The organism is Carnobacterium inhibens subsp. inhibens DSM 13024, from assembly GCF_000746825.1.
Taxonomy (GTDB): Bacteria; Bacillota; Bacilli; order Lactobacillales; family Carnobacteriaceae; genus Carnobacterium_B; species Carnobacterium_B inhibens.
On sequence record NZ_JQIV01000006.1, the window covers coordinates 2,336,423 to 2,362,047 of the forward strand.

A 25,625-nucleotide genomic window follows, 5' to 3' on the forward strand; every position below is an offset into this window, starting at 1 on the left:
TAATAAATGAACTGAATAGGAGTGAAAGAGGAGGAATAGAATGAGTATTGGTTATGCTTGCTTAACGGTAGGTGTTCCAGACACAGGTTTTAAAACGTGTCGGAAAGCAAATGCAACTGAAGAAAAATTAAAAGAGTTGATTTACTTTAACTTAGAATCGCTTGAAAAAGTCATTGAGTATAATATTAAAAATAATATCAAATTATTCCGTATTAGTTCAGATATTATTCCATTTGGATCAAGTCCGGTCAATACATTAGCTTGGTGGGAATTATTTAAACCGCAATTTGATTCAGTTGGACAAAAAATTATTTCAAGCGGTATGAGAGTATCCATGCATCCTGGACAATACACCGTTTTAAATTCACCAGATAATGAGGTAGTGTCCAGAGCGGTAGAAGATTTAGTGTATCATACAAAGTTTTTAGATAGCCTTGGAGTAGGACCAGAGCACAAAATCGTATTGCATATTGGAGGTGTCTACCAAGAAAAAGAACGAGCAATGCAACGTTTCGTAAAAAGTTACCAAACGTTATCAGATGCAATAAAAAAACGATTAGTCATTGAAAATGATGATCGTTCTTATACTGTTTCGGAAGTTTTGGCTATCAGCAAAATTACAGGCGCTCCTGTTATTTATGATAATCTTCATAATGCAATCAATACAAGTGATGTTTCAAAAGACGATGCCTATTGGATCGAGCAAACTCACAAAACGTGGAAGACTGAAGATGGATCGCAAAAAATTCATTATTCTCAACAAAGCCCAATGAGCCGTATAGGAGCACATACGCGTACAATTGCACTTGAACCATTTATGAACTTCTATCATCAAGTTGCAAGAGAAGATTTAGACATTATGTTAGAAGTGAAAGATAAAAACCTTTCTGCTGTAAAGTGCATCAATGCTACGACATCACAGCCGCATATTAAATTATTAGAAAAGGAATGGAGTCTATACAAATACAGTATTTTAGAGAGATCACCTAAGATATATGATGCTATTCGTCAGCTATTAAAAGATAAGACTGCTTTTCCGGTAGTGGATTTTTATCGTTTACTTGACCAAGCTTTAGAGATGGAAGTGGCAACTGGGACTGCTATCAATGCAGCTACACATGTATATGGTTACTTTAAGGAAACTGCAACAGAAAAAGAAAAAAAAGCCTTTTTTAAACAACTGGAAAAAGTTGAAAAAAACGGCGGTTCACTGAAAACACTCAAGAATATATTATGGAAGTTAGCGGTAAATGACAATCAACCATATTTGCTCCAGTCCTATTACTTTGTGCTCTAAGTTAGATGATAATTTTGACAAATAGTTGATGAACAAAAAAAAATACAGTATACTAACTAATTGTATCGAAAAATAAGCTACATTAATGAAGAAATGAAAGAGGAAAAAAATATGAATATACAAAAAATTATTGCATTAGTCATTTTGATTTCAGGTATCATTCTACTTTTTTACGGATTCTTGGAAAATAATCAAGTTTCTTTAATTACTGGAATTGTTCTAATTGTAATCACGGTATTAGATTACAACAAACTAAAAAACAGAAAAAAATAGTCGCTTTAATAGTCAATTCCTCTCAAATCGTGTGGAAAGCAGTTGTTTTCAAATAAACCGTGCTTTCTTTAATAAACTGTGCTATACTATTAGATGTAGATGTACGTGGTGTTTCACTTTTTTTAGAGGTCAAACGATTGTTTTTTCTTGTGTTTATTAAATAAGGTATAGGTTCGAATCCTATCTTCTACTTATCAACTACCTTTGTGTAAAGGTAGTTTTTTTTTGTTTTAGAATAAAATTTAAATGAGTTAATTGAGTAAAAAGAATTCTTAAACATATGAGTTGGGAACGCATTCTTTATTTGGTACTATTATAGTGTACTAAAATAATTTGATAGGAGGACGAATGAATATGGTGAAAAAATTCAAAGGTGCTTATCAATCTGTTGAGGAAGCTGCAGCTCAAGTTGAACATTTGATTACAGAAGGGTACAGTCCTGAGGATGTAACTGTTGTAACTCATAAAGAAAATAAAGGTACAATTGAAAGTTTAACGATTGCGGAAGTGGACCCAATTCTTAATAAACACAATAAGTCAGTGTGGAATCGTGTCAAAGATACTTTTGGTGAAGCAGATGATGGAAATCCGCTTGGAAAATATAAATTGGATTCTTCAACTACTGAACGTTACAATAAAGCCGTAAGAAATGGTGGATATGTCATTATTACTGAAGAGCCAGAAACTGAACATACGAAACAAAATCTTAGGAATAAGCCCATTAAGGATAAAAATGATTCTACAGTGTCAAATATAGGTGAAGTATCAGCTTCTGTTAAAGGTCAAGTTGTTTCAGAAAATGACACAAATGCTTCTATAGAGGGAATTCCTCTTAAAGAAAGTGATGGAACATTTGGAGGAAATCATCCAATTGAAAATCCAAGTATGCCGACTACTCCCGGTACGGATCAACAAAGGGATAGTTAAAAAGAGATAGTTAAATAGATAAATAAAAAAGAATAGACTGAAATGGATTGGGACAATTTAATTGTCTCAATTCTTTTTTTAGTTGTCTAAAAATTAAAGAGAAAAGGAATGGTTATTAGTTATTCATAGTCCAATTTCAATAGTTCTGTTAGAATGAATATCTAGATACATAGTAAAAATTTAGATGTTTGGAGGAGAAAAAATGCTAGAAGTTAAGAATTTGAAAAAAACTTTCGGAACATTAACAGCTGTTGATGATATCAGTTTTACTATCCCCGATGGTCAAATTTTAGGCATGATTGGTCAGAATGGTGCAGGGAAAACGACAACTTTTAGGCTGATATTAAATTTTTTAACAGCTGATTCAGGTGAAGTTTTATGGAACGGACGCCCTTTACAGAAAACCGATTATGATGTGATTGGCTATCTACCAGAAGAAAGAGGACTTTATCCTAAAGTTTCGATAGAGGATCAAATTATTTATTTTGCGCAGTTACGTGGGAAATCTAAAAAAGAGATCAAACCTCAAATTGATAAATGGATGGAAAAATTTCAAGTTAAAGGCAAAAAGACAGATAAAATCAAATCTTTATCTAAAGGGAATCAACAAAAAGTACAGCTTATTGCAACGCTGATCCATCAGCCTAAATTGGTTATTTTAGATGAACCTTTTAGCGGGTTAGATCCTGTAAATGCCGGGTTGTTGGAAGCTGGTATTAAAGAATTAAAAGAACAAGGAGCTTGTGTTATTTTTTCTAGCCATAATATGAATAACGTCGAAGAAATTTGTGACAAATTAGTCATGTTGCGTAATGGAAGTATGGTCTTAGATGGAACTGTTCAAGAAATCAGAGCAAAGTTTGGACGGAAAAAACTCTTTTTAGAAACACCTCTGTCTATTGATGAACTAAGTAAAATGCATGGAGTAATCAAAGCAAAAGTAACTAAAGATGGGGTAAAAGTCTTAGAGTTGGAAAATCCAGAAGATGGGAAGGCAATCTTTGAACAAGTTACTAAAAATGGCTATATTACAACATTTAGCCAACAATCGCCTACTATAGAAGAAATCTTTAAAATGAAAGCAGGTGAGCTTCATGAATAAATTTTGGGTGATCGTTAGGGATGTTTATAAAAAAAATATTAAGTCATTTGGTTTTTTAACAATGGTTTTGACGCCTATCGTAATGTTGTTGATTATTGGCGGAATCATTTATTTTATTAGTCAATCTGAAAATGAGATACCTGAGATTGCCGTTTTAACATCGGATCAAGAAATCCAAACACTTTTGGCAGCCCAAGAAGATCAATTTACGGTTGATCCAGATATTACGACAAAAGAAGCAGCTGAAGAAGCTATGGAGCAGGAAGAGTTAGATGGCTATCTTGAAGTTGAGTCTGAGAATCAAATGGTTACTGCTAACTATGTTGATATGTCATCTAGCGATACATTAGATACAACTGTATTGACCAGTATTTTAACGAGTATTCAGTTAAATAGGAAAGCAACTGAATACGGATTGACTCAACAAGAGGCAATGGAATTGATGTCACCAGCTGCTATCTCAACTGAAACAATCAATTTTGAAGAAGGAGAAATGACTAATCAAGACAGTACGGCTGAAACAATCAAAATGTGGAGTTCTTATGTAGTTGGGATTGCGATTTTTATTTTTATTATAAATTACGCCAGCATTATTGGAACCGAGATTGCTTCAGAAAAAGGAACACGTATCATGGAAGTTATTTTGTCTAGTGTTACTTCAACGGTTCACTTTTTTGGTAAACTAGCAGGAATATTGTTGGTTTGTCTAACACAAATCATTATTTACATCGTTTTAGCTTTGATTGCCTATCCGTTTATAAAAAATCTTGATTTTGTTCAAGATCTTTTAACAGGTGTCGATATTGGTACACTATTAAGCAATTTATTGGGAACAACACTTATTTATTTTGTACTTGGGATTATTCTTTATGCTGGTTTGGCTGCATTCTTTGGTTCGTTAGTAACGAAAATAGAAGATGTGAGCAAAGCTGTTACTCCATTGGTTTTCTTAGCCATGATTGGGTTTTATGGCGGGTTATTTGCTTTTGCCAGTCCAGACCAAGCGGTTGTAAAAATTGGTTCTCAAATACCTTTTTTCACGCCTTTTATCATGCCGTTCAGAGTAGCAAGTGAAACAGTTTCAACGGCCGGAATAGTGATTTCGATTATCGTGATGATTGTATTTACGGTTCTGTGTACGCTATTGTCACTAGTAATGTATCGTTCAAATGTGTTAGTTTATTCAGATACAGGAATGATAAAAACAATGAAAACCTCTTTTAGTATTTTAAAAAATGAGCGCAAAAAAACAAACTAATATTTATAGGGTTGAACTACTGAGTAAACTTATCTCTATCTCTATCACTAACGCTTTTTAGCAAGTTGTTGTGACTACTTTTGGAAGTAGATATAAGAATAAATTTTGTGGCATATAAATGTATCAATGAATTAAGCTTTTTTATACAGATATACAAAAAAATGGTCTAACTTTAAAAGATATTTACCATTTCTATATAAAAAAAGAATGACAGTAATTCCTTCAATAAAAAAGGAACTTACTGTCATTCTTTTAATTTATTACTGTTCGTGTCTTGAAGATCTGGAAGGTAAAGTTGCCTCATCTTCCTCAGGGGCTTCTTCATTTATCAAACTAATTTCGTCTTCATTATTTTCACTCATCACAAAATGAGTAAGAGGTTCTTCAATCGATAAGCGGTCTTTTAAGTCCGATTGCACAGTAAATGTAACCATTTTTGTTTTCTTATTTACTTCCGTTACTGCTTCAGTATAAATGCCGTCTTGGGATTGGATCTGTTCAGCTAAAAATCCAGCTTCTAAATTAAAGCTAGGTTCTGCCTGATTTAAACGAACTTCAACTATTTCACCAGATAATGTATAAATTTGTTTGTTGCGTTGTTTCTTGTTTAGTTCTATTAAGCCAAAACCCGCTTTATCGAAAAAGCGAATGATGTCTTGCCTGTTTGCAAGTGGGTATTGTCTAGCCAATTCTTTACCAGCCCAATATAAGATTTCGTGTGTATCTGTTCCTAATAAGTTGGGTATCACTACATCTCTAATCAGTTCATAACCAAATAAAGAAGTTGTTCCATTGAAATCTTCTAAAGCTGGTTTTTGTTCTTTTTTATTTCTATTCACTTACTCATTCACCTCTTTTGTCATTCTTATTTATTATAACGTGATTTGAAACAGAAGCCTACCTTTTTAAAGTAAATTAAAGTGTAATCATTTTAAAAGGTAAAAAAAAGAAGTAATTTAAAGAAAGACAGAGTTAATTTTCGTAATCTCTTGAATTTCAGTGTAAAAAAAGCGAGAATAAGAAGAGTATACAAATGAAACTAAACAGAGGTTGTTAAAGATGAAAAAACAAGCAATAGGTTTTATAGATTCAGGAGTTGGCGGGTTGACAGTAGTGAAAGAAGCTATGAGGCAGCTGCCAAATGAATCCATTTATTATGTAGGAGATACCGCACGCTGTCCATATGGTCCAAGGCCTGAAGAACAAGTTCGACAATTTACTTGGGAAATGACTCATTTTTTATTAAATAAAGATATAAAGATGCTTGTCATTGCTTGTAATACAGCAACCGCAGTGGCGTTAGAAGATTTGAAAAAGAAACTGGCTATACCGATCATTGGTGTTATCTTACCTGGAAGTCGTGCAGCGATTAAAGCTACAAAAAATAATCGCATTGGCATTATTGGAACGGAAGGTACAGTAAAAAGCGATAAATATAAAAAAATGATCCAATCTAAAGATACGTTAGCATCAGTGAACAGTTTGGCATGTCCAAAATTCGTACCTTTGGTTGAAAGTAATGAATATGGCAGTGCTATTGCTAAGAAAATAGTGGCAGAGACCTTAAAACCGCTTAAACATAAAGAAATCGATACACTGATTTTAGGATGTACGCATTACCCGTTATTGCGCCCCATTATCCAAAACGTTATGGGAGATTCAGTAACATTGATTGATTCAGGTGCAGAAACGATCAGTGAAGTAAGTACAATCTTAGATTACTTTAATATTGCTGAGTTAAGCAAAAGTAAAGAAGTATCAGAGCGGAAATTTTATACGACAGGATCTACACAAATGTTTAATGATATTGCCTCGGAATGGTTAGACAACGAAGCTTTAGATATTGAGCATATAACATTAGGTACAGAAAAATTTTAAAATGAGCTAAAAGCTCAACAAAAAAAGTGAGGTTCAATAATGCGCGCAGATGGCAGAAAAAATGACGAAAACCGTTTAGTAACAATAGAAACTAATTATTTGAAACACCCAGAAGGATCAGTATTGGTTTCCTTTGGTGACACAAAAGTAATTTGCAATGCAACAATCGAAACAAAAGTTCCACGTTTTTTAAAAGGAATGGGAAGCGGATGGGTCCATGCGGAATATAGTATGTTACCAAGAGCTACCGATACGCGCAATATCCGTGAAGCAGCCAAAGGAAAATTAAGTGGTCGAACAATGGAGATTCAACGATTAATTGCTCGCTCATTACGTTCAAGTATTGATTTAGAAGCCTTAGGAGAACGCTCAATTACTGTAGATTGTGATGTCATTCAAGCAGATGGCGGAACACGTACTGCAAGTATTACAGGAGCATTTGTAGCTCTAAAATTAGCCATTCAAAAGTTATTAGACAATGGTGAGCTAGCATTGAGTCCAATAAAAGAAAATGTAGCAGCTATCAGTGTAGGAATATTGAAAGATGGACAAGCTGTATTAGATTTGAATTACCTTGAAGATAGTTCAGCTGAGGTAGATATGAACTTAGTGATGACTTCTGGTGGTCAATTTGTTGAGATCCAAGGAACTGGGGAAGAAGCTACTTTTTCTCCTGAACAACTTTCAGTAATGCTGGAACATGGAAAAAAAGGAATCAATGAATTGATACAAGTACAAGAGGATGCTTTTAATCAAGCTATTTCTTTGAAAAAAGAAGCTGTAATGATTCAACCAGCGATTCCTAAAAATGAAATTGTTATTGCGACAAATAATGCTGGTAAAGCCAAAGAATTTGAAGCCTTATTTGCCAAAAAAGGAATAAAAGTAAACACCTTACGTGACTTCCCTGAGATTCCTGAAGTTGAAGAAACGGGAGTAACTTTTGAGGAAAATGCATTACTAAAAGCGGAAACAATAGCTCGAACTCTTAATATGATTGTATTGGCTGATGACTCAGGATTAAAAGTAGATGTATTAGATGGAGCACCGGGTGTTTTTTCTGCTCGTTATGCAGGAGAATACAAAAGTGATGCTGCGAATAATGCCAAATTGTTACATGAATTAACTAATGTACCCAAAGAAGAACGTACAGCCCAATTTCATTGTACGTTAGCACTTGCATTGCCAGGTAAAAAAAGCCTAGTTGTGGAAGGCGAAGTGGACGGATTGATTTTATCTATTCCTAAAGGCGACAATGGTTTTGGCTATGACCCATTATTTTATGTTGAAAGCAAAGACAAAACAATGGCTGAGTTATCTCAAGAAGAAAAAAATACAATCAGCCATCGTGCAGTAGCATTAGAAAATTTAGAAGAAGTTTGGGACGAATGGATAAATCGTTAGCCTATAGCTAACCTAATGAGGTGAAAAGGATGAAAGTATTAGTTGTGAGTGATAGTCATGGAGATCGTGCAATTTTAGTTGAATTAATTGAGCGTTATAAGGACAAAGTAGATCAGCTCTTTCATTGTGGAGATTCCGAATTAGACCCAACAGATCCTATTTGGAAATCTATGTTGACGGTTAAAGGAAATATGGATTTCAATGCGGATTATGAGTTGACTCAACTTATAGATGTCAAAGGTGAACGAATATTTATGACTCATGGGCACCATCATGACGTGAATTACAGTATGCAGAATTTAGTTTATGCAGCAGAAGAGCAAAATGCGCAATTTGCATTTTTTGGACATACTCATCAAGCGGGTGTTGAAAAAATAAATACAATCTTAGTTTTGAACCCTGGGAGTATTTCACAACCGAGAGGCCAATATCTCATTCCAACTTATGCAGTAATTGAAAGTAATGACCAGCAAATAGAGGTTTGTTATTATAATCGTGCACATAAAGCAATTGAAGAGTTATCGTGCCGTTTTTCAAAAAATGGTTAATCATCTATTTCTTTAAAAGAATTTGATTTATTTTTAGGTATTCCCATCATTTTGCTACTCTTTTAGTTTGTTTTCACGTAAAATAGTAGTTGGATTTAGTTATCTCAAGGAAGGAAATGAAGATAATGATAGGAAAAGAAATTGGAGAAATGTTACTTGAAAATAAAGAGCATTTTTTGATTCCAGCAGATAGAGTTGCTCATGTACAATTAAATAATCGTTTAAATCATGCACTATTAGTTCTGACAAAGATAGGGTATTCTGTTATACCAGTTTTAGACTATGATTACAAAATTAAAGGCCTTATTTCTATGCCAATGATTATTGAAGCCATTACAGGTTTAGAAGATATCGATTTTGATAAATTAGGAGATATATTGGTTTCTGATGTGATGGAAACAGATTTTGCCGTAATCGATAATCCATATGATTTAGAAGAAGTACTGCATCTGTTAGTTGATAATGCTTTTATATGTGTAGCAAGTGATGATGGAAGTTTTACAGGTATCATCACGAGAAGCGAAATTTTAAAGGGCACTAATCGAATCGCACATGAATTTGAAAATAAATATGATGTTATTCGGAAAGCAGAGCAATTGCGTTAAAAATTTATTAATCAGCAGGGAATGATCAGATGAATGCTAATGAAATTATTGAATTTATAGCAAAAAGTGAAAAAAAAACGCCGGTGAAAGTTTATTTAAAAGGTAAATTAGATCGATTGAGTTTTCCTGAATCCATTAAAAACTTCACAACTGATGAAGTAGGAACGATTTTTGGAGAGTGGAAAGTCGTTGAACCATTTTTAAAAGAAAATAAAGAATGGATAGATGACACGGTGATTGAAAACGATCGTCGTAACTCGGCTATTCCGTTAGTAGACATGAAAAAATTTAATGCGCGCATTGAACCGGGTGCATTTATACGGGATCAAGTTGAAATTGGAGATTCAGCAGTTATTATGATGGGTGCTGTTATCAATATCGGTGCTGTTATCGGTGAAGGAACCATGATCGATATGGGTGCTGTATTAGGCGGACGAGCAACCGTTGGAAAAAATTGTCATATTGGTGCAGGTACTGTTTTAGCAGGTGTTGTCGAACCAGCCAGTGCTCAACCTGTTATTGTAGAGGATAACGTGTTGATTGGTGCTAATGCTGTTGTGTTAGAGGGCATCCGTGTTGGAGAAGGCTCAGTTGTTGCAGCAGGTGCTATTGTGATTCAGGATGTTGAACCATATACAGTTGTAGCAGGAACACCAGCTAAAAAAATCAAAGACATTGATGAAAAAACAAAAAGCAAAACAGGTCTAATTGATGCTTTACGCGAACTATAAAAATAAAAAATAATCAATTTAAAGAGCGTGAAACAGAAAGGTGAACTACTACTTTCTGCTTCATCTCTTTTTTTAGAAAAGAGTGAGGATATGGTAAAAGAAAATCCCTTTATTCAAATACGCAGAGAATTGCATTTGATTCCTGAAATTGGCCTAGAAGAATACAAAACACATGATTATTTGATGTCTAAAATCAAAGAGCTGCCACAAGAACATTTAGAAATAAAAACTTGGGAAACTGCTATTGTGGTTCGAGTAAAAGGTAGTATTGGCCAAAAAATCATTGGATGGAGAACAGATATAGACGGTTTACCAGTAGTGGAAGAAACAGAATTGCCTTTTCAATCTACTCACGAAGGAAGAATGCATGCCTGTGGACACGATATGCATATGTCTATTGCATTAGGTTTATTGACTTATTTTAGCTCTCACCAAACGATAGATGATTTAGTCTTTATTTTTCAACCAGCTGAAGAAAATGTTAGTGGAGCTAAAATTATTTATGATAGTGGTTTTTTAAATGACTACATGCCAGATGAAATATATGCTTTGCACGTAAAGCCTGATCTACCAGTAGGAACGTTAGGTACAAAAGTAGGAACATTGTTTGCTGGTACATGTGCCATTGATGTAGAATTTCGTGGTGTAGGCGGACATGCTGCATACCCGCATGAATCTAACGATATGATAGTAGCTGCCAGTCAATTCATCAACCAAATCCAAACAATCGTCAGTCGAAGTGTTAACCCGATGGAAGGTGCCGTTATTACTTTAGGAACGATGCATGCTGGAACAGCTGGAAATATTATTAGCGGATATGCTAGCCTTACTGGAACGATACGTACATTAACCTCTGAAATGAGCAAATTAACTCAACAAAGGGTAAAAGATATTGTTAAAGGAATTGAACTCTCTTATAATTGTAAAATTTATTTAGATTTAGACCAAGCGGGGTATTATCCGGTTATTAACAGTGAGATAGAAACGATGGCATTTATTGATTATATGACTAAAAAACAAGGTGTCGTTTATAAAGAAATGGGAACAGAAATGACAGGTGAAGATTTTGGTTATTATTTGGATAAAATCCCAGGCACGATGTTTTGGCTGGGTGTTGATAGTCCATATGGATTGCATCATCCAAAAATGACACCAAAGGAAGAAGCTATTCCTTTTGCTATAGAGCATGTGGGAGATTTCTTGGAAAAGAGAGCCAATAGACAATTATAAACATAATAGATAAAAAAGCGTCTCGTAAAATCACTCATGATTTTGCGAGACGCTTTTATTGTAAAAATAAGACCAATGTTTATTGAATAAATATAGGAACATAAGATTAAGTGTTAAAAGATATTTCTATCAATTTTTAATCTCTTTTTCAACTCTTTTGAGATACTTTTTGTTTCTTTGCGAATCGGAGGGTTTTCGATCAGTGCTAAAGCTTTATCTATTATAAGTTCAGAAGCATGTGGATGGAAATGTTTCTCCATTTGATTCATTAAACTTCGAGCTAGAAGAGGCTGTTTTAATAATGATAAAACAGCAGGAACAATATCATTTTCTGTTTTTGTAACAATAGCCATTCCTTCTTTTTCAAAAAATAGTGCATTGTCTCTTTCTTGCCCAGGGACAGCAGGAGTTAAAATTAATGGAATTCGAATGGCTAAAGCTTCTGAAAGAGAAATACCACCCGCCTTACTGATCATCATATCAGATTGCTTCATTAAATCGGCCATATTCGAAACGTATCCAAGAATCTTTACATTTTCGTCAAATTGATAATTCTGGCTCAACTCTTCAAAAAGCACTTTATTTGAACCGCAAACTACAGTTATATATAATTCTTCTTTAATTTTTAATTCTTCAATAATTTTCCCTAAATCACTCAAGACTCCATGAGCACCAGCTGAAATGAGTAACTTTTTAGTTTTATTAGAGTCTTTTTCTTCAGAATCAGGAATCTTTTCAGCAAAATAAAATTCCTCTTTTATAGGAATACCTGATACCGTAATTTTCTGTTCATTTATACCAGTATCAAGTAATTCTTTTTTTAAACTATCACAAGCTACAAAAAAATAATCGATTCCATCCGAAATCCAACGTGTATGCAAGCAAAAATCAGTTAACACATTAATAAAAGGTATTTCTGGGTTCGTACGTTGCTTGTAGATAGGCAGAGCTTGCATAGGAAAAGTATTGATCACAAGATCAAACTCATGTTCCTTCATCAACTGGCTAATACGCATATATCCATATCTGTCAATCATTCGATCGATTCTAAAATCTGTTAATCTAAAATCAGATTTATAATAAAGATAACCATAAATAGTCTGTCCTTTAGTAAAACTTTTGATATATAACTTTCTCGTAACATTCGTTAAAAAAGGGTGAGCTTCATAAAATAAATCAGAGGTAACAATGTTTGTAATGCCACGTTTATTTAATTCCATTATGAGCGAACGAGTTACTTCAAGGTGGCCATTTCCATAACTCCCAGTCAAAATCAATATTTTAGGTGGTGCTGACATTATAGATTGCCTCCTTTTTAATAGTAGTAAGTGCTATGGTTTAATATTAAGGGGATTAATAGGTATTTCAATACCTTCTTTTGTTAAAGCAGTAATGTACTCTTGAGAGAAAGCATTTTGCACCCCAAATTCGTGTCCATGCAATGTAAAGATGACGATTCTTATTCCATAGTGTCCATTTCCAAGATCAATTAAGCCTAAATTTGCTGGCAACTCAGTAATTTCTGGATACTGTGGAACAAGTTTTTCATTTACATTTTCTATGATTCTATTTACTTTAGCTATGTCTGTATCTGGTAAAAGACGGATATCGATTTGAGCTCGCATATCTTCACGGGATTTATTACTCACAATTGTGATGTAACGATTGGGAATAAAATTAAGTGTTCCATCAAAGCTTTTTACTTTCGTCGTTTTTAGATTTACATCAACGACCGTACCCGAAACAGCGTCTAAGTCAACCACATCACCCACATCGATTTGTTTTTCTAATAAAAGGAAAAATCCGTTTACGATATCGCTAACGAATCCCTGTGCACCTAGTGAAAGTGCCAAACCAATAACCCCAGCACCGGCAAGTAGTGTTCCTACAGGAATACCGATAGCCGATAGAATAGCATAGGCTAAGAAAAAGCCTACAAAAGATTGAAATAAGTTTTGAGTTAAATTGTATAATGTGTTTAATCGGTTTGTAGAAATTTCTTTTTTCTTACGATAATTTTCAAAAGTCCGTTCAATGAAGAAATTTCCGATTCTTTTTACAGCGTAAAAGAAAATCATGAAAAATAGGATTTGAATAATGCCAGCTGTGGCTCCTGAAATAATCTTAGACCAATCAATTGAATTCCAAAAATCAGAAAAAATATTGGTCTGTTCTGTTATTGTATCAACAACATCAACGGCAATTGAACTATCTAATTGATTACTGCTGTCCATAAATTTAATGCTCCCTTTATATGAATTTCTATTTAGTTACTCTACCTTATAGTAACAAATAATAAGACAAATTTATAGTTACATCTCTATGAAGTAAGTTTACTAACACTTACCGATCTATTTTCTAAGGAATTACTTATAGATAATAGATATAAAAAACAAAAAAGGTATTCGGTTTCATATTATTTGATGTAAAAAATAAATAATGGTATTCTATACCTGTAAAAGATATTTTAATTCTAGATGAAAAGATTTTTTGGCAAACAACGATCATTTTGATTTTGTTTGTTCAAAGTAATTGGATTATCTAAAAAATTAAAGAATAGAGGGAAGTGAGGAGTTCATATGACAGGTGGAGAAATTGCAGCTCTAATAGCTGCTATAGCTTTTGCAGCATTAGTCGTATTTTTAATTATCGTACTGCTTAAAGTTTCTAAGGTAGTTGGAGAAGTTCAAAAAACGGTTAATGAGGCTAATAAAAGTATTAGTGTTCTTACAAAAGACGCGGATAGTCTTCTAATTGAAGTAGAAGGATTATTGAATAAATCCAATACTACTTTAGATGATGTCAATGGAAAATTAGGTGAAACAGATCCATTGTTTAGAGCTATCGGTGATTTAGGAACAACTGTTTCAAGTTTAAATGATTCTACTCGTAACTTAACTAGCCATGTAGCTGGAGCAACAAAGAAAACTGCTCAAACAGGCATGGTGACTAAAGTCGGTAAAACGGCAATAAATATGAATAAAAAGCGAAAAGATAAAAAAGAGAACTAATTTAAGCGTTTAAAAATAGTCTATACCATGAATTGAGAAAAGGGGAGAACTATATATGACAAAAAAAGGTGGATTTCTTTTAGGAGCAATCGTGGGAGCTGCAGCAGCAGGAATTACAGCTCTATTATATGCACCAAAATCTGGTAAAGAATTACGTGAAGAGTTAAATCAACAAACAACCAATGTAAAAGGTTCTGCAAAAGATTATGCTGATATAGCTAAAGAAAAAGGTAAAGAAATGAAATCTGTTGCTAAAGATGCATCAGAAGACATTAAAATTAGTTTAAAAGAATCAGCTTCTCAAATGAAAGAACAGTTGACTCGTGCATCAAAAGATGTGGGTGAAGGTTTGACTGATCTTAAAGAATCAGCAACTGAAGTAGCAAAAGATGCAAAATCAACAGTTACAGATGTAGCTCAAGAAGCTAAAACAACGGCTACTGAAGCTGCAGAAGAAGTAAAATCGACAGCTAAAGATACATCTGAAGAAGTAAAATCAAAAGCAAAAGATAGTAAAGAAGAAGCTGATGAAGTTTCTACTAGCTTAAAATATGACGGTACTTCTTTAAAAGAAGATGTTGAAAGAAACACAATGGATTTTGCTTATGACCAAGAAAAAGCAGCTGAAGGTCCTGATTACTCAACTGCGAACGTTAGCACAGAACAAACTAAAGAAAATGGTAAACAAGATCAACACAAAACTACTAATACAAACGTAGGAATTTAATTTATAAAGTAAAACAGTGGAGCAAATGCTCCACTGTTTTTTTGTACTTATATAGAAGTGTATGTTTTTGGTGTATGTGTGAAAACTTCGCAACCATCACTTGTGACTACCACACAATCTTCAATGCGGACGCCAGCAACATTTGGTACATAAATACCGGGTTCTATTGAAAAACACATACCTTCTTGGATAATAAAATCGCTGTCTTGCATGATAGAAGGAAATTCATGGACTGAGCTTCCCAGACCGTGTCCTAAACGGTGAGTGAAGTAAGTACCATATCCAGCTTCAGTAATAATCTCACGAGCAATTCTATCCAATTCACCAGCAGATATACCAGGTTTAACAGCAGCTAAAGCAGCATTATGAGCTCTTAAAACAATCTCATAAATCTCTATAGCCTGTTTTGAAGGTTCTCCAAAAGCAATTGTACGTGTCGCATCACTAGTGTATCCATTATAGACAACACCTAAATCAAATAAAACAAATTCATTTAATTGGACTTGTCTTTTCCCTGGAGTACCATGTGGGCTAGCAGCATTGTCACCTGTTAAGACCATCGTTTCAAAACTCATTTCCTTAATGCCTTCCTTTTTTAACTGGTATTCAATTTCTGCCACTATTTCTTCTTCAGAAATACCTTCTTTTAGTGCATTAAAGCCAATTTCAAAAGCTCTATCAGCCCATTTTCCTGCTTCCATCATTTTATTGATTTCTTCAGTAGTTTTAATCAGCTTCATTGATTGTATTTTTGGAGTAATATCTGAAAAAGTAACAGTTGGAAAAAGGTTTTGCAATTGTTCAAATCGTCTAACAGTTAAAAAATCTTTTTCGATAGCAAAGTTTTTAATGTTAGCACTGCGTGAGTGAATCTGTTCTGCAATAAGTGCCCATGGATCTTCATTATCTAAATAACCATAGACATCATAATCCCATTCACTATTTATTGCATCTTCCTTTTCAAGTTCAGGAGTAAAAAGAAAAGGTGGTGCACCAGCGAATACTGTCAATGCTAAAATGCGTTCATGAGGATCGCTTTCGTATCCGCTTAAATAAGCAATAGTATTTGGCTCATTAATGAATGCAACATCGATACTTTGTTTTGCTAACCATTTTTGCATTGCCGTTAGTTGTTTGTTCATCATCATCCCATCTTTCGTTGAAAGTAATAAAGTAATTGTATCACTAAATGAATGAAATTTCTTAAGCTAGACTAAAATAGATAAAAGCTCTACAATATAAAATGAAAGAAATTATGAAATTTTCATGAAAACGTAATTGAAACGCTTGCATTACGTTCAAAATTTTGCTAAATTGGTACTATGAAATAAGTAAACGAATCTATCTACTCGAAGGAGATTAATTATGGAAAAGCAAACTATTACTATTTATGATGTTGCAAGAGAAGCGAACGTTTCTATGGCAACTGTCTCCCGTGTTGTAAACGGCAATCCAAATGTAAAACCAACTACTCGTAAAAAAGTTCTGGAAGTCATTGACCGTTTGGATTACCGCCCTAATGCTGTTGCGCGTGGATTGGCAAGTAAAAAAACAACAACTGTAGGAGTTATTATTCCTGATGTTACAAATTTATATTTTTCATCTTTAGCTAGAGGTATTGATGATATTGCAACAATGTATAAATACAATATTATTTTAGCAAACTCTGATCAAAATGATCAAAAAGAAGTTCAAGTGTTGAATACACTTTTAGCAAAACAAGTAGATGGAATTATCTACATGGGACACAAAATATCAGATGAATTAAGAGCAGAGTTTTCTCGTTCAAAAACCCCTGTTGTTTTGGCAGGAACAGTTGATCCTGATGAACAAATGGGTAGTGTAAATATTGATTATGAAGCTGCTACGGAACAAACGATTGCACAATTGATTTCAAATGGACATGAACGTATCGCTTTTGTCTCAGGTTCAATTTCACAAGAGCCAATTAACGGTATTTATCGTTTGAAAGGGTATAAAACAGCTTTACAAAATGCAGGGATCGAATACGATGAAAGTTTAGTTTTTGAAACAGCTTATTCATTTACTGCTGGAGAAGAAGTATACTCTAAATTAGCTGAAGCTGGAGCGACTGCTGTATTTGCTGGAGATGATGAAATTGCTGTAGGTATCATGAACGGAGCTTTAGATCATTTTGTTAAAATACCAGAAGAATTTGAAGTAGTTACAGCAAATAATTCAAAATTATCTGAAATGGTTAGACCAAAATTAAGTACGATCACTCAACCATTGTATGATATTGGTGCTGTAGCTATGCGTTTGTTAACTAAGTTAATGAATAAAGAAGATGTAGACGAAAAAACAATCATTTTACCTCATAATATTGCTAATAGAGGAACAACTAAAGAAGTTTAAAAGAAAAAAGGCATCGATTTCGATGCCTTTTTTTTTATGATTGTTTTCCTTTAATATCTAAAGTAATTCTATAGTATGAGATTGTGACAAGTGAAACTCTCTTCTTGAAAATAGTTTGTAACTTTATTCCAACGGAGATTTTTGTCTATCTCTATTTTATTCGTTTATACAAAAATAGTGCTGGTGATTTTTACTCACCAACACTAAATAGTATAAACTCTTTTTATTCAGCTTTTTTATCTGCTTCGGCTTTTTTTTTCGCCTCATCTGCTTTTTTCTGAGCCTCTTCTTGTGCTTTTTTGTCTTTTTCTGCTTTGTCTTTAGCAGCTTTATCTTTAGCTTCCTCAGCTTTTTTAGTTTCGTCCTTTTTCTTATCAGTTTCAGCTTTCGCTTTTTTTGCAGCTTCATCACTTGCAGTTTTAGAAGTCTTCTCCCAATAATCTGCTAATTCTTTATCAGAAGCAGAAAAACCAAAATTATAAGTGGTCGTTTTAGGAAGGAATTTTTTATTGAAAAGCTCAGTTTTTGTAGCACCAGATGCCGTAACTTCTTTTCCATTAGCTAATTTTACTTTTCCAGGTTGCATACCGGTAGCGGCTAGAACTTTTGCTTCAACTATGCCGTCTGGTTGCTGGAAGGCTTGATCAGTGCCTAAGATAGTTGGATTTGCATTGTAAATAGCATTCATTAAACGAGCCCAATGTCTTTTGTTTCTTAAACTTGGACTTTCAGATCCTGAGTTAGATAAATCATTAACAGAAGTAGTAACAGCATTGTCATATCCAATCCAAGAGCTTAAGGTTACTTGAGGTGTATAGCCAATAAACCAAATATCTTTTTGACCGTCAGATGTTCCTGTCTTGCCTGCAATATCTGCTGTGAAGTTTAATTGCCCTTTTACATCCTTAGCAGTACCTGAGTCTAAGACATCACGTAAAATATCAGTTGTTAGATAAGCAGTTTCGGGAGTGAATACCTCAACCGGTTTAACTTCATGTTGATAGATGACCTCTCCATTATGATCCTCGATTTTTTCAATGATATAACCTTCAGTATAGTTTCCTTTATTGGCTAAAGTAGAAAAGCCGTCAGTTTGGTCTAAAACAGTCGTTCCTTTAGTTATACCACCGATAGGAAGGGCATAATAAACTCCTTGATATTCTTCTGTCGTAATGATATCAGATCCAAATCCCATCTTATGCATATAGGATTCAAGTTTTTCTTCCATATTATAGGTATCTTTCATTTGTTGATAAATTTTTGATGTAACGATATTACTTGATTGTGTTAGACCAGTCCGAACATCAGTCCATTTATTTGGAATCACGTTTCCAGCATTGGTTATTTCATGAACACCCAAAGAACCATTTTCCCAACTTGGTACTTTAGCAGAACTTTCAAAAAGCATCGTCGCTGGTGTAATAATTCCTTCTTCCAATGCCGGAGCAAAGGCTAGTAAAGGTTTAATAGTTGACCCAGGCGAACGAGGAGATTGATAAGCATGGTTGACTTGAGTCAATTCATAATCTACACCACCTATAAAAGAAATGATTCGTCCAGTGGCATTGTCTCTTAAAACTGCTCCATTTTGGACCGGTTCAACGAGTGTTTTTGTTTCGTTTGTTTCTTCATCAATATAATCAGCAACTTTTACATTTCCCAGATAACTTGTATTGTTTATGATTGGATTATTATTTTCATTATAAGAGATCTCTGGATTTGCATATTGTTCAACTACGTCATTCATAGCTTCATAAACGCCTTTATCAATGGTTGAATAGACAGTATAACCGTTCATTCTTAAGTCTTGGTCTGCTTGATTATAATACATATCACTCAGTTCTTGATCATTAGAAAGATCTTCAGCTGAATAACCATCAGCTGTATACAACTGTTCCATAATAATTTGTCGAGCTTGCTGCTCTACAAAGTTGTAAACATAATCAGTACTGTCTTTAACATCTGTTTCTTGAGGCAAAAAGTCTTGTGTCAAATCGTAAGCTACAGCAGTATCGTATTCTTCTTTAGTGATATAATTTTCGCGATACATCCTAAATAAAACTTCATCTTTACGGCTCATACCAGCAGCTAAATCTTCTTTAAGAGTACCTGTTTGGGTATAAGGGCTATAAACAATTGGATTTTGAGGCAATCCGGCTAGAAACGCCGCTTGTGGTAAAGTTAATTCATTAGCTTTTACGCCGAATATACCTATTGAAGCTTCATTCAAACCAGCAATATTTTGTCCTTTATTATTTCTTCCAAAAGGAGAGACGTTTAAATAATTTTCTAAAATTTCTTCTTTTGTAAAGTAATTTTCAACACGGAAAGCTAATAAAATCTCATTTGCTTTCCGTTTAAAGGAAACTTCGTTGGTTAAGATTTGTTGCTTAACCAATTGTTGGGTAAGTGTTGACCCTCCAGAAGTTGTACTTGCACCAGTGACTTCTTGAACTAATGCTCGAGCAACAGCTTTTGGAACAACTCCAGAATGTTTATAGAAGTACTCATCCTCAGTAGCAATAATAGCTTCTTGAACTAAAGGAGACATTTCACTTAAAGGAATTTCAGATCGTTTTAGATCAGTCTTTAAATCACTAATTTTTTCTCCAGTTGCATAGTACATAGCAGAAGTTGTTGAAACATTTTCAATGTCTGCTTTCATTTCTTCATAAGTTGGAATTTCTTCGCCAGATACTAGATAAGCAAAATATCCTATGCCTAATCCTCCTGCTAAAGCTGCCCCAATTAGCCCAATCACGACTATAGTAAGAATCAAATTTTTAATCACGCTGTAGCCAACATTAAAGCCAAAAAGAACTTTATCTAGTGCAGGTTTTTGTACGTTCTTACTTTGTGTTCTCTTTTGATCGTTATCTGATTGAGAATCAGATGTTGAGTTGATTTGAGATTGATCTTTACGTGAAAGTGATTCTTTTAAGATCACTGATTGCTTTAAGATTATTGTTTTGAAAGAAATCCATTTATTCTTTATGAACGGCAGCACTTTTTTTAACGACACTTTTAATTTTTTAAAAAAAGTGGGTTCATTATTGTTTTGTGGACTATTCAAAGTTAGTTCACCTCATAAATTATATTTTATTCCTCTAATTACTTGGCCTATTATAACAAAAAGAAAGGAGAAAGAGCAATTTTTGATGAAATATTGTAGAAAGTTATCATTTTGTGTGAAAAATAACGATAGTGAGATCGATATATATTCTTTATAAGTTTATGGTAATAAAAAAATGAGCTTATAGTGATAAGAATCTAATTTTATGGTTGACATTTATCATTTGTTTTTTTATACTAGTAAGAACAAATCGAAATTGTGAGGGATTAGTATGACAAACCATTTAATCAACCAACCACAATTAAATACTTATTACTTTAGCTATTTTAGAAGCTGTTTGTAGTCATAATTCATTATGGATACAAACAGGAAACAGAAATGTTTGTATCTATGATGGCTAAAGCAATTTGATTTGCTGATGATTTGCCACATAGAAATTATCTAGGTGGTAGATTAATAAAGCTTGTCGTTTATTTTGATATAAAATAAACACCCACTTAGATGATGTTTTCTCTAAGTGGGTGTTTTTGTTTTACCAGAAAAGTAAGATCAAATTAGGGGGATGAAGAGATGAGAACAAATGGAATGAAGAAAAAAATGCTTTTAGGATTGGCTACAGTTGCAACCGGATTGGTATTAGGAGCATGTGGCAATACAGAAGAAACAGGAACTACTGAAACAATAAATGTAGGTATATTGCAGTATATGGAACATGATTCTTTGTCTCAAGCACGCAAAGGATTTATTAGCGAGCTAGAGGACGCAGGGTATCTTGAGGGTGATAATTTAACCTTGAATTATCAAAATGCACAAGGAGATCAAGCAAATTTACAAAGTATGAGTGAAAGTTTAGTGGGAGAAAATGATGTGATTTTATCTATTGCAACACCAGCTGCTCAATCATTAGCAACTGTCACACAAGAAGACCCAATTTTATTTACAGCTGTTACAGATCCAGTAGATGCCGGATTAGTTGCGGATAATGAAGTTCCAGGCGGAAACGTAACAGGAACAAGCGATATGGTTCCGATTGAAGAACAAATTGCTTTGCTGTTGTCTCTGGCAAAAGATGCTAAAACCATTGGTATAATTTACAATTCCAGTGAACCTAATTCAAAAATCCAAGCAGATCTAGCACAAGAAGCCATTGAAGCTGAAGGCTTGGAAGTAAAATCGTTGACTGTTACAACTACGAATGATGTACAACAAGTAATGACTACGTTGGCTCAAGAAGTTGATGCTGTATATATTCCAACAGATAATACATTAGCAAGCACAATGCCGACAGTTGGTGAAATTGCTGAAAAATATCAATTGCCAGTAGTTCCAGGTTCTGCAGAAATGGTTGAAGCAGGAGGGCTAGCAACTTATGGTATTAACTATGAAGAACTAGGACGTCAAACAGCACAAATGGCCCTTCAAATCATTGAAGAAGGCGCAGATCCAGCAGAAATGCCAGTTGAAACATCTAACAAATTAGAACTAGTCATTAATGAAGAAGTGGCAAAATCATTAGGTATAGACCCTGAAAGTATTGTATTACCCGACTAACCGTAACGGATAAAGGAGAATTTAAAATGGATATTATTTTATCAAGTATTTCACAAGGCTTATTATGGTCTATCATGGCTATCGGCGTCTATCTTACCTTTAGAATTTTAGATATTGCAGATTTAACTGCTGAAGGAAGTTTCCCATTAGGGGCAGCGATATGTTCTGTTGCCATCGTATCTGGAATATCTCCTTTGGTAGCGAGTTTAATGGCATTGGGTGGAGGAATGATTGCTGGAGTCGTTTCAGGTTTATTACACACCAAGCTTAAAATTCCTGCTCTATTAACAGGGATTTTAACCATGACGGCCTTATATTCTATCAATCTCAGAATCTTGGGAAAAGCAAACGTCACTCTTTTAGGACAAGATACATTGATGCGGACTCTGCAGTCATACGGTTTAGAAAATCGTTTAGCCGTATTGATTGTTGGCGGGGTAGCAGTTGCACTGGTTATTCTAGTGTTGTATTTATTCTTTAGTACAGAAATAGGATTGGCCATACGTTCTACTGGAGATAATGAAGCGATGAGTGAAGCCAATGGTATTCATACAAATACTATGAAAATTCTAGGATACATGTTGTCTAATGGTTTGATCTCTTTGTCCGGTGCACTTATTGCCCAAAATAATGGATATGCGGATATTAGCATGGGTATTGGAACAATTGTAATTGGGTTAGCTTCAGTCATTATTGGAGAAGTTATTTTCCATCGCTTATCTTTTGCAAAACGCTTAGTAACAATTGCTATTGGGTCAGTTGTTTACCGTTTAATCATTGATTTAGTACTACAGTTAAACGTAGAACCTCAAGATATCAAGTTATTCTCAGCTATCATATTAGCCATAGCTCTTTCTACTCCATTAATTAAAAAGAAATCAAAAAGAGTTAGCACGAAAGGAGCAAAAGTACGATGACAGCTATCCTAGAATTGAAAAATATTCATAAAAGTTTTGAAGTAGGAACGGTTAATGAAAATCATGTATTAAAAGGAATAGATTTGACGATAAAAAAAGAAGAATTTATTACAATTATCGGAGGAAATGGAGCTGGAAAATCAACTTTATTAAATAGTGTAGCTGGAACGTATATGGTAGATGAAGGTGCGGTCATTATAAATGGTAAGGATTCTACTTATAAGAGGACTAATGAAAGAGCAAAAGATATTGGACGAGTATTTCAAGATACTAAGATGGGAACTGCAACACGTCTGACGATTGAAGAAAATTTAGCAGTCGCAGTCAATCGAGGAAAAAAAAGAGGGCTAACGTTAGGTGTAAAAGAGAAACAACGGGAATTGTTCAAAGAACAATTAAAATTCTTGGAATTAGGGTTAGAGAACCGGTTGAAAATGGAGGTGGGATTACTGTCGGGAGGACAAAGGCAAGCTTTAACATTGCTGATGGCGACCATAGTCCCACCAAAATTACTTTTATTAGATGAACATACAGCAGCGTTAGATCCAAAAACTAGTCAAATGGTATTAAAGTTAACGGATAAAATTGTTCGTGAAAAAAGATTAACTGCAATGATGATTACGCATAATATGGAAGATGCAATTGCTCATGGAACGAGACTAGTCATGCTTCATAATGGAAAGATAGTAGTAGATGTTTCTGGGGAAGAGAAGAAGAGTCTAACTGTACCAGATTTACTAGCTTTGTTTCAAAAGAACAGTGGCGACACTGTTACAGAAGATGCATTGATACTAGGGTGATTTTATTACAATTTTTTATTTGATAGTACTAAAAATGATTGGTTTTACTTAAATAAAAAAAAAAACATCAAAAGATGTTTTTTTTTATTTGCTGAGGCAATTAGTTTAGAGGACTTGAAATATATTAATTTGTGTTCCATTAAAGTTAAAGAAATCTGTCATTTTTTCAAAACAGCAATAAATATATCAGTCATCTTTTCTTTTAACCTAGCATTAATTTTTAAACTGATGCTGGAAGTTTTTCTCCAATTACAGCTAAACGTTCGGCAACATCTTCTTCGCTTAAGCTGTTACGTTTTACGTATAAGTTTGCTGGCGCTACGCGGCATTCATGACAGCATCCACGCATATATTTATGTTCATTTTCTTCTGAAGATAAGATTTGACGGTTACAAGCTGGATTTGCACAGTTTACATAGCGTTCGCAAGGGGTGCCATCGAACCAGTCACGACCAACAATCACATGTTCTTTATGGTTGACAGGAACACTGATGCGTTCATCAAATACGTACATTTGACCATCCCATAAATCGCCTTGAACTTCTGGATCTTTTCCATAAGTAGCTATTCCTCCATGTAATTGCCCAACGTCTTTAAAGCCTTCTTTAACTAACCAACCAGAAAATTTCTCGCAACGAATTCCACCTGTACAGTAAGTTACGACTCTTTTATCCATAAATTGTTCTTTATTATCACGGATCCATTGAGGCAGTTCTCTAAAGGTTCTGATTTCTGGACGAACAGCTCCTCTGAAGTGACCCAAATCGTATTCATAGTCATTGCGGGCATCGATGACTATTGTATTTTCATCTAAGATAGCTTCACGGAATTTCTTAGGGTCTAGGTACTCACCCGTTACTTCATTAGGATCAATGTCATCTTCTAAGTTTAGAGATACAAGTTCAGGACGTAAGCGCACAAACATTTTTTTGAAAGGAGCACGTTCTTCTTCATCTACTTTGAATACTAGATCTGAAAAACGAGGATCGGCATGCATTTCATCCATGTATTGTTGAGTGATTTCATAAGTACCTGCAATAGTACCATTTATACCTTCTTCAGCAACTAGGATTCTTCCTTTTAAACCAACTTCTTTACAGAAGGCCAAATGTTTTGCAGTATATTCTTCTGGATTTTCGATATGAACATATTTATAGTAGAGTAAAACACGGTAATCTTTAGACATAGTAAATCCTCCTAATTTGTTTCATAACACTAGGTAGGTGAACTACCTTAAGTTAATCTATACTAACAATACATTATACACTAAAAAAATAAAAGAAAGCAAGGTCTCAAAAATAAAAGGAAGTTAAATAAAAAATAAGGGATGTGCAACTATGGAAAGATGTACTTGGGCAACCACAAAGTTAATGAAGAAATACCACGATGAAGAATGGGGCAAACCCTTACACGATGATCAATCTTTATTTGAATTGTTGATTCTTGAAACGATGCAAGCAGGATTAAGTTGGGCTACGATTTTAGCTAAAAGAGAAAATTATCGCAAAGCATTGGATGGTTTCAATCCTGCTAAAATTGTTCTCTACAATCAAGAAAAATTAGAAGAGTTAAATTCAAATCCTGGCATCATCCGAAATAAATTAAAAAATGCATCTATTATAAAAAACGCAAAAGCCTTTTTTAAAGTCAAACAAGAGTATGAGACATTTGATCGGTATATTTGGTCATTTGTAGATGGACAACCGATTATCAATCATTTTAACAGTATGGAATCATTACCAGCAAAAACAGAATTATCCCTAAAGATGTCTAAAGATATGAAGAAAAGAGGGTTTTCATTTGTCGGACCAGTAACATGTTATGCGTTCATGGAAGCTGCTGGATTGGTAAATGACCATATTGAGGGATGTAAGTTTAAATAAATTTGTGTTTCAATTGAAATATAGTTGTAATATA

General features: G+C 34.1%; 23 protein-coding genes. 17 read left to right on the forward strand and 6 right to left on the reverse strand.

All coding sequences use genetic code 11. The features are described from left to right. Window positions 1-40 precede the first annotated feature (40 nt). The 4 genes from uvsE to BR65_RS12330 all read left to right on the forward strand — a co-directional run bounded on the left by uvsE (window position 41) and on the right by BR65_RS12330 (window position 4,857). Window positions 41-1,297: a UV DNA damage repair endonuclease UvsE gene (uvsE, locus tag BR65_RS12310; RefSeq protein WP_034538425.1), complete on the forward strand. Its 1,257-nt coding sequence runs from the start codon at window positions 41-43 to the stop codon at window positions 1,295-1,297. Between the two features lie 627 nt (window positions 1,298-1,924). Beyond that, window positions 1,925-2,497, forward strand: coding sequence for a general stress protein (locus tag BR65_RS13515; protein WP_051932781.1), 573 nt, complete (start codon window positions 1,925-1,927; stop codon window positions 2,495-2,497). Window positions 2,498-2,699: 202 nt separating this feature from the next. After that, window positions 2,700-3,599 (forward strand): ABC transporter ATP-binding protein, encoded by a 900-nt coding sequence (locus BR65_RS12325; RefSeq protein WP_023177118.1) that lies wholly within the window; start codon window positions 2,700-2,702, stop codon window positions 3,597-3,599. Then, complete coding sequence (locus BR65_RS12330) at window positions 3,592-4,857, forward strand: ABC transporter permease (protein ID WP_023177119.1); 1,266 nt, start codon at window positions 3,592-3,594, stop codon at window positions 4,855-4,857. Before BR65_RS12325 ends, BR65_RS12330 begins: the two co-directional genes overlap by 8 nt. 260 nt (window positions 4,858-5,117) lie before the next feature. Here the strand turns inward: BR65_RS12330 and BR65_RS13520 are convergent, their stop codons facing one another. After that, window positions 5,118-5,696 carry a YslB family protein gene (locus BR65_RS13520; RefSeq protein ID WP_244877175.1) on the reverse strand — a complete coding sequence of 193 codons (579 nt, stop codon included), beginning with the start codon at window positions 5,694-5,696 and terminating at the stop codon, window positions 5,118-5,120. Window positions 5,697-5,916: 220 nt separating this feature from the next. On the opposite strand from BR65_RS13520, the gene racE reads away from it, so the two are divergent. From racE to BR65_RS12365, 6 genes are all read left to right on the forward strand, one after another. After that, window positions 5,917-6,735, forward strand: coding sequence for a glutamate racemase (racE, locus tag BR65_RS12340; protein WP_023177120.1), 819 nt, complete (start codon window positions 5,917-5,919; stop codon window positions 6,733-6,735). Between the two features lie 39 nt (window positions 6,736-6,774). Beyond that, window positions 6,775-8,139 carry a ribonuclease PH gene (rph, locus tag BR65_RS12345; RefSeq protein WP_034538426.1) on the forward strand — a complete coding sequence of 455 codons (1,365 nt, stop codon included), beginning with the start codon at window positions 6,775-6,777 and terminating at the stop codon, window positions 8,137-8,139. 29 nt (window positions 8,140-8,168) lie between these two features. Then, window positions 8,169-8,687, forward strand: coding sequence for a metallophosphoesterase (locus BR65_RS12350; protein ID WP_023177122.1), 519 nt, complete (start codon window positions 8,169-8,171; stop codon window positions 8,685-8,687). Window positions 8,688-8,812: 125 nt separating this feature from the next. Next, entirely contained in the window at window positions 8,813-9,292 is a 480-nt protein-coding gene (cbpB, locus tag BR65_RS12355) for a cyclic-di-AMP-binding protein CbpB (RefSeq protein WP_034538427.1), read from the forward strand. Window positions 9,293-9,321: 29 nt separating this feature from the next. Then, window positions 9,322-10,023, forward strand: coding sequence for a 2,3,4,5-tetrahydropyridine-2,6-dicarboxylate N-acetyltransferase (gene dapD / locus BR65_RS12360; protein WP_023177124.1), 702 nt, complete (start codon window positions 9,322-9,324; stop codon window positions 10,021-10,023). A gap of 90 nt (window positions 10,024-10,113) precedes the next feature. Further along, window positions 10,114-11,253, forward strand: a complete 1,140-nt coding sequence (locus BR65_RS12365) for an N-acetyldiaminopimelate deacetylase (RefSeq protein ID WP_034538429.1) — start codon at window positions 10,114-10,116, stop codon at window positions 11,251-11,253. Between the two features lie 113 nt (window positions 11,254-11,366). Here the strand turns inward: BR65_RS12365 and BR65_RS12370 are convergent, their stop codons facing one another. Beyond that, entirely contained in the window at window positions 11,367-12,551 is a 1,185-nt protein-coding gene (locus tag BR65_RS12370; RefSeq protein WP_034538430.1) for an MGDG synthase family glycosyltransferase, read from the reverse strand. Between the two features lie 33 nt (window positions 12,552-12,584). Next, complete coding sequence (locus tag BR65_RS12375; RefSeq protein WP_034538432.1) at window positions 12,585-13,487, reverse strand: mechanosensitive ion channel family protein; 903 nt, start codon at window positions 13,485-13,487, stop codon at window positions 12,585-12,587. 345 nt (window positions 13,488-13,832) lie between these two features. Between BR65_RS12375 and BR65_RS12380 the strand changes: the two genes are divergently transcribed. Together BR65_RS12380 and BR65_RS12385 are read left to right on the forward strand one after the other, a co-directional pair. Then, on the forward strand, window positions 13,833-14,264 hold the full coding sequence (locus BR65_RS12380) for a DUF948 domain-containing protein (protein ID WP_034538434.1): 432 nt from the start codon (window positions 13,833-13,835) through the stop codon (window positions 14,262-14,264). A gap of 55 nt (window positions 14,265-14,319) precedes the next feature. Beyond that, window positions 14,320-14,991, forward strand: a complete 672-nt coding sequence (locus BR65_RS12385; RefSeq protein WP_034538435.1) for a YtxH domain-containing protein — start codon at window positions 14,320-14,322, stop codon at window positions 14,989-14,991. 47 nt (window positions 14,992-15,038) lie between these two features. On the opposite strand, the gene BR65_RS12390 is transcribed toward BR65_RS12385, so the two are convergent. After that, on the reverse strand, window positions 15,039-16,133 hold the full coding sequence (locus BR65_RS12390) for a M24 family metallopeptidase (RefSeq protein ID WP_081901386.1): 1,095 nt from the start codon (window positions 16,131-16,133) through the stop codon (window positions 15,039-15,041). Window positions 16,134-16,356: 223 nt separating this feature from the next. On the opposite strand from BR65_RS12390, the gene ccpA reads away from it, so the two are divergent. Beyond that, the gene (ccpA, locus tag BR65_RS12395) at window positions 16,357-17,367 is read left to right on the forward strand and encodes a catabolite control protein A (protein WP_034538439.1); all 1,011 of its coding nucleotides are present in this window, start codon (window positions 16,357-16,359) and stop codon (window positions 17,365-17,367) included. 223 nt (window positions 17,368-17,590) lie between these two features. Here ccpA and BR65_RS12400 read toward each other — a convergent pair whose 3' ends face one another. Then, window positions 17,591-20,440 carry a transglycosylase domain-containing protein gene (locus BR65_RS12400; RefSeq protein ID WP_034538442.1) on the reverse strand — a complete coding sequence of 950 codons (2,850 nt, stop codon included), beginning with the start codon at window positions 20,438-20,440 and terminating at the stop codon, window positions 17,591-17,593. A 570-nt stretch (window positions 20,441-21,010) separates the two neighbouring features. Here BR65_RS12400 and BR65_RS12405 point away from each other — a divergent pair. Genes BR65_RS12405 through BR65_RS12415 form a run of 3 tightly spaced genes read left to right on the forward strand, consistent with a single transcriptional unit; the run spans window position 21,011 to window position 23,708 of the window. Further along, a complete protein-coding gene (locus tag BR65_RS12405) occupies window positions 21,011-21,991 on the forward strand; it encodes an ABC transporter substrate-binding protein (RefSeq protein ID WP_023177138.1) in 981 nt (326 codons plus the stop codon). A 26-nt stretch (window positions 21,992-22,017) separates the two neighbouring features. After that, window positions 22,018-22,908, forward strand: coding sequence for an ABC transporter permease (locus BR65_RS12410; protein ID WP_023177139.1), 891 nt, complete (start codon window positions 22,018-22,020; stop codon window positions 22,906-22,908). Beyond that, on the forward strand, window positions 22,905-23,708 hold the full coding sequence (locus tag BR65_RS12415) for an ABC transporter ATP-binding protein (RefSeq protein ID WP_023177141.1): 804 nt from the start codon (window positions 22,905-22,907) through the stop codon (window positions 23,706-23,708). Before BR65_RS12410 ends, BR65_RS12415 begins: the two co-directional genes overlap by 4 nt. Window positions 23,709-23,928: 220 nt before the next feature. Here BR65_RS12415 and trhO read toward each other — a convergent pair whose 3' ends face one another. Next, window positions 23,929-24,894, reverse strand: coding sequence for an oxygen-dependent tRNA uridine(34) hydroxylase TrhO (trhO, locus tag BR65_RS12420; RefSeq protein WP_023177142.1), 966 nt, complete (start codon window positions 24,892-24,894; stop codon window positions 23,929-23,931). A 151-nt stretch (window positions 24,895-25,045) separates the two neighbouring features. On the opposite strand from trhO, the gene BR65_RS12425 reads away from it, so the two are divergent. After that, the gene (locus BR65_RS12425) at window positions 25,046-25,591 is read left to right on the forward strand and encodes a DNA-3-methyladenine glycosylase I (RefSeq protein ID WP_023177144.1); all 546 of its coding nucleotides are present in this window, start codon (window positions 25,046-25,048) and stop codon (window positions 25,589-25,591) included. Window positions 25,592-25,625 lie beyond the last annotated feature (34 nt).